Origin of the sequence: Sphingomonas sp. 179-I 2A4 NHS (assembly GCF_045369135.1) — a bacterium.
Lineage (GTDB): Bacteria > Pseudomonadota > Alphaproteobacteria > Sphingomonadales > Sphingomonadaceae > Sphingomonas.
The window spans coordinates 40,272-49,567 of the sequence record NZ_JBIQFL010000016.1 but is presented as its reverse complement, the minus strand read 5'-3'; the positions used below and the strand labels follow the sequence as shown (position 1 = coordinate 49,567).

10 protein-coding genes are annotated in these 9,296 nt (G+C 63.1%); 1 reads left to right on the top strand and 9 read right to left on the bottom strand.

From position 1 onward, the window contains the following. Positions 1 to 445 (bottom strand): LysR family transcriptional regulator (locus ACH0CP_RS17485; protein ID WP_406893932.1); only part of this gene is annotated, 445 nt, incomplete at its 3' end. Positions 446 to 652: 207 nt separating this feature from the next. On the opposite strand from ACH0CP_RS17485, the gene ACH0CP_RS17480 reads away from it, so the two are divergent. Further along, positions 653 to 1,282: a TetR/AcrR family transcriptional regulator gene (locus tag ACH0CP_RS17480; RefSeq protein WP_024899168.1), complete on the top strand. Its 630-nt coding sequence runs from the start codon at positions 653 to 655 to the stop codon at positions 1,280 to 1,282. Here the strand turns inward: ACH0CP_RS17480 and ACH0CP_RS17475 are convergent. The 8 genes from ACH0CP_RS17475 to trbE are packed head-to-tail and all read right to left on the bottom strand — an operon-like array spanning position 1,277 to position 9,286. Continuing rightward, entirely contained in the window at positions 1,277 to 1,498 is a 222-nt protein-coding gene (locus ACH0CP_RS17475; RefSeq protein ID WP_015740172.1) for a DUF2274 domain-containing protein, read from the bottom strand. The two genes, ACH0CP_RS17480 and ACH0CP_RS17475, sit on opposite strands and share 6 nt — an antisense overlap. 2 nt (positions 1,499 to 1,500) lie before the next feature. After that, entirely contained in the window at positions 1,501 to 2,634 is a 1,134-nt protein-coding gene (locus tag ACH0CP_RS17470; protein WP_015740171.1) for a TrbI/VirB10 family protein, read from the bottom strand. Continuing rightward, positions 2,631 to 3,644: a P-type conjugative transfer protein TrbG gene (gene trbG / locus ACH0CP_RS17465; protein WP_406889878.1), complete on the bottom strand. Its 1,014-nt coding sequence runs from the start codon at positions 3,642 to 3,644 to the stop codon at positions 2,631 to 2,633. The genes ACH0CP_RS17470 and trbG overlap by 4 nt, the downstream gene beginning before the upstream one ends. Beyond that, positions 3,641 to 4,330 (bottom strand): conjugal transfer protein TrbF, encoded by a 690-nt coding sequence (gene trbF / locus ACH0CP_RS17460; protein ID WP_024899167.1) that lies wholly within the window; start codon positions 4,328 to 4,330, stop codon positions 3,641 to 3,643. Before trbF ends, trbG begins: the two co-directional genes overlap by 4 nt. Continuing rightward, entirely contained in the window at positions 4,327 to 5,688 is a 1,362-nt protein-coding gene (gene trbL, locus ACH0CP_RS17455) for a P-type conjugative transfer protein TrbL (protein ID WP_406889880.1), read from the bottom strand. The genes trbF and trbL overlap by 4 nt, the downstream gene beginning before the upstream one ends. Before the next feature lie 3 nt (positions 5,689 to 5,691). Next, positions 5,692 to 5,979, bottom strand: coding sequence for a putative entry exclusion protein TrbK-alt (trbK-alt, locus tag ACH0CP_RS17450; RefSeq protein ID WP_038148836.1), 288 nt, complete (start codon positions 5,977 to 5,979; stop codon positions 5,692 to 5,694). Between the two features lie 20 nt (positions 5,980 to 5,999). Beyond that, positions 6,000 to 6,782 (bottom strand): P-type conjugative transfer protein TrbJ, encoded by a 783-nt coding sequence (gene trbJ, locus ACH0CP_RS17445; protein ID WP_376711174.1) that lies wholly within the window; start codon positions 6,780 to 6,782, stop codon positions 6,000 to 6,002. Beyond that, positions 6,779 to 9,286: a conjugal transfer protein TrbE gene (gene trbE, locus ACH0CP_RS17440; protein ID WP_406889882.1), complete on the bottom strand. Its 2,508-nt coding sequence runs from the start codon at positions 9,284 to 9,286 to the stop codon at positions 6,779 to 6,781. The genes trbJ and trbE overlap by 4 nt, the downstream gene beginning before the upstream one ends. Positions 9,287 to 9,296 lie beyond the last annotated feature (10 nt).

Here is a 9,296-nt window from a genome sequence, read left to right as displayed (position 1 = left end):
CATCAACCTCCGGACGAGGCCCGCACTCCGCTAATCTACGCCGCGATCTGTGCCGAATGTTCTGACGACTGACAATCCCGACCTTGATCAGCCCTTGCTCTGCCCGGCCAACCGCCGCCACCTTGGTCACCCCAATGTCGATCTGGCGGAGAGCATGGCGAGCGTTGCGCAGGAATTCCCGCCCGGCAACGGTCAACCGCACCCCGCCAGCATGACGCATGAAAAGCGACGCCCCGAGTTCATCTTCGAGATCACGGATTCGTCGGCTGATGGAGGATTCCTGCACAGAAAGCGCGGCAGCAGCCTTGCGAAAACTCCCATAGTCGACGGCGGCAACAAAATATCGCAACTGGTTCAGCCGGACCGCAGATGTACCGGGTTTCCCCTCAACGACGTTTGTGAGGCTATCATCAGGCGAGGTCTGATTGTTCCCGATCACAGCCATGGTGCATCATCCGAAACAGCGTTCGGCTTCTGACGGGCACCCCGCCATCATCAACGCGAAAATCGATCTGTGTGCGTTCATCAGCTCTCCGCACATCCTCAAACTAAACGACGTTCAGTTACCGAATGCTGCTTCTTGACTTCCGTCCCGTCAACGAAAAAAGTAAATGTCGTTTAGTTTTCACGACAAGTTGCAACAGGCATCGGAATGGCCCGTCCCCGGAAAGAGCAAGAACTTGATATTGCTCGTCGTGCGATCGACGAAACGATCCGGCTGCTGTCAGAGCGTGGCGACCTCGACGTACCGTTGACTGCGGTCGCGCATGCCATCGGTTGCACAGCACCAGCGCTTTACGGCCATTTCCGCAACAAAAGCGCCTTGCTGCGCGCCGTTCGGGAAGAAGGGTTCAACCGGCTATACAGGGAAAAGCTGGCCATCTTCGAACAGATGCGCGGCAATCCATTCGGCTATTTGCGTGATGGCAGCTATGCTTATGTCCGCTTTGCCCTGGAAAACCCCACGCTATATCGGCTGATGTTCACACCGCCGCCGAAGCTCGGGGTCAGCGATGACCCGTGGTCGAGCGAAACCGGGAGCCAGATATTCAATCTGTTTCTGACGGGGCTTCGCTGCTCTCAGGAGGAAGGTTTTTTGCGCGGCATGGATCTGAGTCGCTACAGCTTCATGTTCTGGTCAACGGTACATGGTGCGGTAAGCCTCACCCTTCAGAACCGGGAAATGGATCAGCCCGCCAAATGGGACGCGACACGAGAGGCCGTCGATACGTTGATGGAAATCATCGCCGCGACGCGCAATGGCACGCGCGGCACCTCATGAGCGAGATCTTCGGGCGCTGGCAAAGCCCCGATCTGTCGCAATGAACCGCTCCAGCATCGGCACAATCAGCCTGACAGGATCGGCAGCGGGCTGGCCGGTTTCGCGAGCCAGCACTTCGGCATAGGCGGCAAGATCGCGGTGCAGCGGCCCCGGCAGTTCCACCGCCACCTTCACGGGTTTGTCTTCGATGAGAGGCCCGAGCTTCAGCTTCGTCATGGTCAGTTCCTATAAGGTTCGAGTACGAGATCGCGGGTAACGATGACCCTGACCGGGTAGCCCGGCCGGATCGTCAGGGTCGGCGCGACCTGCAACTGGCGCTGGACGATCTGTTGCCCTGCCTGATTGATGGTATCCTGCGCTCCGTCGCGGATGGCCCGGATCAGACGATCCTCGTCGTCGGTCGCCAGTTCCGTGCCGATGCCGAGCAGCGTGGACAGCCCCGCCGCCTTCATGAGATCCCACCAGTGGTAATCAACGCCATCTTCCAGCCCGGCATAGCCGGAAGCGTCCGCACCGGGCTGGCGCTCCAGCACGATAGAGCGGCCGTTGGGCAGGATCAGGCGGTTCCAGACCAGCAGCACGCGGCGCTGACCGAACTGCACACCGGCGTCATACTGACCGATGATGCGCGTTCCCTGCGGGATTAGCAGCAGGCTGCCGGTCGGGCTGTCATAGACATTTTCCGTGACCTGCGCGGTGATCTGGCCGGGAAGGTCCGAGCGGATGCCGGTAATCATCGCCGCCGGGATTACGGCCCCTGCCTGAAGGATGTAGGGCGAGGCTGGCGCCATGATCCGATCCATGGCGACGGTCTGCCGTTCCACCGGCCCATTCAGAAATGCCGTGTGGCGGTCCTGTGTTGCGGGCTGGCCACCAAGGTCAAGGCCAGCAAGGCCCGGCATATTGGAGCCAGGCGTCGTCGCCACTCTTGGCCCGGACTGGAAGAACACTGTACTGAGACGCGCAGCTTCTTCTTCGGCAAGCCGGCGCTCTTCGGCAGGATCGCGGGCAGGCGTCGCCATGGCGGGCGGCGTGACGGGCTGACCCCGGTTCTGGGCATCCAGGATCGGGCCACCGAGATCGCCCGGCAATGCCGGCCCCAGGACCGGCCCGGTATAATCCTTCGGCAGACCCGCCAGTCCATCTGCCGTGGCGCGATTCTCGGTCGAATAGAGTTCTTCACCGTTTCCGCTCATGTCGCGCGTCTGGAGCGCATAGATCAGCGCCCCGCCGATGCCGAGGAGCGCAACAGCCCCGGCACCGGCCAGCATCTTGCGCGACAGGCGCGTGACGCGCGGCGGCTCGGCACGCAGACGCATCGGCGTTGGGTTGGTGGTGGCCTCTTCACTCATGACGGTTGCTCCCCGGTTTTGGCGGGCTGGGCAGCTTGCCTTTGCTCGATGCGAACGATCCTGACCGTCTGCTGCTGCTTGCCGCTACCAAGACGCAGCTCAGCCGCTCCGAACAGCCGATCGACGATCAAGATGTTCTGGTGAACACGGGAATTGACGATCTGGGTCTCGCCCTTGGAACCGATGACGAAGATCGGCGGCATCTCTCCCTGCACGATGCCGCGCGGGAAAACGACATAGACACGGCGGCCATCGTCGAAGACGGAAATCGGCCGCCATGGCGGCGTATCTCCGGTCAGGCCGTAACGATAGTTGCGTGCCGCCTCGACCGGGATGATGGGTGCTGCGGGAACGGTCTGGCGCTGACCGGCAGGCAGCGCCGGATAAGACCAAGATACGGACGGCATATAGAGCGCCTCGCGGGCGCGCAGCTCGATCATATAGGTGCGTCGATCGGTCGTCACCACGAGATTGGTTGAGATGTCGGATCGGGATGGTTTGACGAGAATATGGACCCGGCGCGACGTACCGCTCCCGCTCTCGGTATCGCCAATGATCCAGCGAGCGGTGTCTCCCGCCGCGATCGGTCCCGCGCCGGTCAGGCTTTCGCCCGGCTCCAGCGCGATATTGGTGATCTGTCCTGGTGCTGCATAGACCTGATAGAGCGCGCCTTCCGACCAGGGATAGATCTGGATGGCGTTATAGTAACCCTCGCGGCGCGGTTCGACGCGGGCGGCGGCATTGGCGTTCTCGACCCGGCCTGCCGGTGTTCCCGCTGCGGTCCCACCACGCGCAACCGTCCAGGCTGGCGGCGTGTGAAGCGGTCGGGGCCGATCATCCGTAACGGTGGCCTGCACGGTCGGTAGAGCCGGAACATTGGCATCATAGCTGAACTGCGGCGTCTTGTTGGTGGCGCAGCCTGCCAGCATGGCGGCCGAGAGCATCAAAGCCGCGAGGGCGGGCTTACGGAAAACCGGCAAGGCGGAATTGCGGGGAAACGCGATGGTCATTGGCTCATCTCCCGCGACCATGAAATTGCATTGACGTAGATGCCGAGCGGATTGGCGCGCAGACGCTCGGCATCGCGCGGCGTCTGGATCACGATGGTCAGGATCGCGGTCCAGCGCTCGGTCCTGGAAAGCTGCCCGTTCTCATAGTGACGCTCGGTCCAGGCGACGCGGAAGCTGTCGTTCGAGGCGCGTATGACGCTGGAAACCTCGACTGCGATCTGCTGGCGGCCGACACGGGTGAACGGATCGTTGGCGCGGGCATAGTCGTTGAGCGCGGCCGCTCCCCTATCTGTGGTGAACTCATAGGCGCGCAGCCAGTTCTGGCGCACGATGATGGCGTCCGCCGGGATCGAGCGCGTCTGCTCGATGAAGCGGCCAAGATGGAAGGCGATCTGCGGATCGGTCGGACGGTAATCGGCCGTGGCTGAGGCGACGGTCTGGGCCTGGCCGAGATTATCGACCTGCACCACCCAGGGCACGACGGTCCCTCGCGCCGATTGCAGAACGAGCGCGGCAGCGAAGCCCGCCGAGAGGATCAGTGAGCCGAAGGCCATATAGCGCCAGTTCTTGGCCTGCGCGCGAGCCGTGCCAATACGCTCGTCCCATACTTGCGCGGCTTTCTGGTAAGGCGTCTCGGGTTCGGGCGATTTGCCGTAATGGGTCGCTGGACGTCTGATGATGTTCATGAGCGGTCACTTTCGGAAATGTTGACGGAAGAGCCGCCGCCGTGGCTGTCACCGGAGCGGACGGCATGGGCGGCCATGGTCGTGCCGTGATTGAGCGCCTGGCGGCGGTGCATCTGCTGCGCCCATGCAGGCGGTCCGCCCGCCGGTGCGGAGGCGGGTGCGGCACCGGCCACGCTCGCACCACCAATGGTTCCCTGCGAGGACGATCCACCGGTGACGCCGAGCCCGGCGCGCGCGCCATCGGAGAAGCTGGATTTGACGTTTTCCGCTGCTTTCGGGGCCGCTCGTTTCAGGGGCGATGCGGCGGCGGAGCCTGCCGCGCGGGCAACACCGCCGAGGCCGGAGGCAACACCGGCAGCCCCTGACTGGCCGAGCGATCCGACACTATAGGCGGCGCTCGCCGCCCCTGCGGCAGCAGCACCGCCACGGACGGCAGCAGATCCACCCGACAGCGCCGCTGCCCCTCCCTTCGCGGCCATGCCTGCGGCAGCGCCGCCAGCAAGCATCATGCCGCCAGCGGCGAGACCGGTTCCAACTGCTGCACCTGCGCCAAGCTGCGGGCCGCCAGAAACCAGACCGGAAGCGATGCCGGGACCGAAGATGCCGAGGCCGAGAAGGGAAAGTGCGGCCAGCACGATCGCCATGGCGTCGTCGATGGTCGGCGTCACGCCGCCGAAACCGGCCGTAAACTGCGAGAACAATGTCGAGCCGATGCCGATGATGACGGCGAGCACCAGCACCTTGATGCCGGAGGAGACGACATTGCCAAGAACGCGCTCGGCCATGAAGGCGGTCTTGCCGAAGAGGCCGAAGGGAATAAGGACAAAGCCCGCCAGCGTGGTCAGCTTGAACTCGATCAGCGTGACGAAGAGCTGCACGGCGAGAATGAAGAAGGCCAGCAGTACCAGCGCCCAGGCGAACATCAGGCAAGCGATCTGGATGAAGTTCTCGAAAAACGACCAATAACCCATCATGTCCGAGATGGATTCGAGCAGCGGGCGACCGGCATCGAGGCCAGTCTGCGCCACCTTGCCGGGCCGCAGCAGATCGGCGGCGGAAAAGCTAGTGCCCGAACCTTTCAGGCCAAGACCAGCGAAGCTGTCGAAGATGATCTGGGCGAGATTGTTCCAGTTGCCGATCAGGTATGCGAAGACACCGACAAAAAGCGTCTTCTTGACGAGGCGTGCGATGATGTCGTCATCCGAACCCCAGGACCAGAAGAGTGCGGCCAGCGTCACGTCGATGACGATTAGCGTGGTGGCGATGAAGGCGACCTCGCCGCCAAGCAGGCCGAAGCCGCTGTCGATATAGCTGGTGAAGACGCCCAGAAAATTGTCGATGACGCCGGTGCCGCCCATGGTTCACTGCCCCCCGTTCTGATGCGGGGCGGCGGGCACCGGCGTCCGGCCGAGGAACCGGTCGCGGTTCTCGGCCCAGATGGCGAGGCAGTCGGGATCGTTCACGGCTGCCTCGCCAAGTTGCTGGCAGTGGCGCAGGCTCTGGCGCAGTGGATCGGCAGGCGCCTGAAGCGCCGGGGCCGGACGGGGCTGGGCTGGTTCGTCCTCGCGTGTCATTTCGATCACCGTCGCGGTGATGGCGATGGCCACGAATATGATCGCGCCCAGCCGGGCCAGCATCTTGCCGTCCATGTCGCGCCCCTCCTGTCCGGTCAGTTGTTGCCGTTGCCGAACATCCGGGCATTGCCGGGCTGATAGCCCGATCCCGGCGTCAGAAAGCGCTCGCGCTGGATGCGGCCTTGTTCGGCGGCGGTGGCACGCTCGGCTTCGATCAGGGCTTCGGAGCGACCATTGGCGGACATCAGCGCGATCAGGTCGGAAAGCTGCTGCGACTGGAGCGCGAGAAGCTGATTGCCCGCCTGTGTCGCCTGCAACGCGCCGGTGGCGTTCTGGCTCTGCCCGACAAGGGCGGACATTTCAGCGCGATTGGTGTCGATATTGCCAACGACACCGGCCTGCACGCGCATGGCGTCCTGCAAGCCGCCGACCGTATTCTGCCAACGGGACCGCGCATCGGCGACGAGCTGGGCGTCGGTCGCGGACAGCGAAACCTTGCCGTATTTCTGGTGGAACATTTGATCGACGTTCTGCACGTCGAAGGCAATGTTCTGCGCCTGGGCCAGAAGCTGCTGCGTGCGCTGGACATTTTGCTGCAAAGTCTGGAGCGAGGAATATGGCAGATTGGCGAGATTCTTCGCCTGATTGATGAGCATCTGCGCTTCATTCTGAAGCGAGGTGATCTGGTGGTTGATCTGCTCCAGCGTGCGTGCGGCAGTCAGAAGGTTCTGCGCATAGTTGGTCGGATCATAGACGATGCGGCCGAAGCCAAAAGCGTGAGCGGGGCTTGTCAGCATGGGCGACAGTGCAACAGGCATGGCGAGCGTCAGCGCCAGCACGGATGCACTGACATATCGGGAAACGGGGATACGGATCATGGCAGGGTCTCCTTTTCTTGGCTGTCATCTGGATGGATTTGATCTGGCGCGACCGGCCGAGCGGGCTCTGTCCGTTCGACAAGATTGGTGAGGTTCGGGATCAGATCGACGGCCCATTCGACGCCGCGATCGCGCAGCCAGGCCGCGAGAAAACCGTCCTGCCCATGCTCGGCGACGAGTTCGGCGATACGGGTCTGATCGGATTTGGATGATGCGGCGCAGAGCGCGAGACCGACTTCGCTAAGGCCAAGCTCGAACAGGCGATTGCCGCGCCGCGATTGGCAGTAGTAGTCCCGCTTGGGCGTGGCCCGCGCGAGGATCTCGATTTGCCGGTCATTGAGGCCGAAGCGGCGGTAGATTGCCGTGATCTGCGGCTCGATGGCGCGTTCATTCGGGAGAAGCAGCCGCGTCGGGCAGCTTTCGATGATGGCGGGCGCGATATTGCTGCCGTCAATGTCCGAGAGCGACTGCGTGGCGAAGATGACGGAAGCGTTCTTCTTCCTGAGTGTCTTCAGCCATTCGCGGAGCTGATTGGCGAACCCCTTATCATCGAGCGCCAGCCAGCCTTCGTCGATGATGAGCAGGGTTGGCCGACCGTCGAGCCGGTCGCCGATCCGATGAAACAGATAGGACAGGACGGCAGGCGCAGCCCCAGTGCCGACCAGCCCCTCGATCTCGAAGGCCTGTACATCGGCTGATCCGAGATGTTCGGCCTCGGCGTCGAGCAACCGGCCATAGGCGCCGCCAATGCAGTATGGGCGCAACGCCTGTTTCAGATCGTTGGATTGCAGCAGCACGGCAAGGCCGGTAATGGTCCGTTCTCCCGCCGGGGCGGATGCCAGCGATGTCAGTGCCGTCCAGATGTGCTCCTTCACCTCCGGCGTGATGGTCATGCCTTCACGCATCAGGATCGCGGCGATCCAGTCAGCGGCCCATGACCGCTCATAGGCATCATCGATCTGCGCCAGCGGTTGCAGGGAAACGGAAACCTCCGATTCCTCGGTCAATCCACCGCCGAGATCGTGCCAGTCGCCACCCATGGCGAGCGCGGATGCCCGGATCGATCCCCCGAAATCGAAAGCGAAAATCTGGCTGCGATCATAGCGGCGAAATTGCAACGCCATCAGCGCCAGCAGCACGGACTTGCCCGCGCCGGTCGGGCCGACGACGAGGGTATGGCCCACGTCGCCGACATGAAGGGAAAGCCGGAACGGAGTCGAACCTTCGGTCTTGCCGTATAGCAAGGGGGGCGCTCCGAGATGTTCGTTCCGTTCCGGCCCCGCCCACACGGCCGATAGAGGGATCATGTGGGCGAGGTTGAGCGTCGAGATCGGCGGCTGCCGGACATTGGCGTAGGCATGTCCGGGGATCGAGCCTAGCCAGGCATCGACGGCATTGACGGTTTCCGACATGGCCGTGAAGTCACGGCCCTGAATGATCTTCTCGACCAGACGGAGCTTCTCGTCGGCGATACGGGGATCGGCGTCCCAGACGGTGACGGTTGCTGTGACATAGGCCATGCCGGCGACGTCAGCGCCCAGCTCCTGCAAGGCCATGTCGGCATCGAGTGCCTTGTTGGACGCATCGGTGTCCACCAGCGCCGATTGCTCGTTGGTCATCACCTCCTTGAGGATCGCGGCGATGGATTTTCTCTTGGCGAACCATTGACGGCGGATTTTGGTGAGGAGTTTCGTCGCGTCCGTCTTGTCCATCAGGATGGCGCGGGTGGACCAGCGATACGGGAACGCGAGCCGGTTCATCTCGTCGAGCAGGCCGGGCGTGGTCGCTGTCGGAAAGCCGATAATGGTCAGGACGCGCAGATGCTTGTCACCAAGGCGCGGTTCCAACCCGCCAGTCAGCGGCTGATCGGCCAGCAGCGCATCGAGGTGCATGGGCACTTCGGGCACGCGGACACGATGGCGGTTCGTGGAAATCGTGGAATGGAGATAGGTCAGCGTGCCCGCGTCATCGATCCAGTGGCATTCGGGCATGAAGCCGTCGAGCAGCGCCAGCACGCGGTCGGTGCGGTCGATGAAGCCGCGCATCAGCTCCCATGGATTGACGCCGGATTGCTCACGGCCCTCGTAGAGCCAGGTCTCGGCGCGAGCTGCATCTTCGGCGGGTGGCAGCCAGAGGAAGGTCAGGAAGTAGCGTGACACGAAATGCGTGCCCGCTTCCTCGAAGGCAGCTTTGCGCTCGGCATCGACCAGAGCGGAGGCAGGATCAGGAAATTGGCTGCCGGGATAGGTCGAGGCTTCGCTTCGTTGTGCCTCAACAAAGATCGACCAGCCGGAGCCGAGCCGGCGCACGGCGTTGTTGATACGCCCGGCGACCGCGACCAGTTCGGCGGCAACAGCGGAATCCAGATCCGGCCCGCGAAACTTTGCAGTCCTCTGGAAACTACCGTCCTTGTTCAGCACGACGCCCGAGCCAACTAGCGCGGCCCAGGGCAGGAAATCCGCGAGGCGGGTAGCGGTACGGCGATATTCGGTGAGGTTCATCATGGCTGCGCCC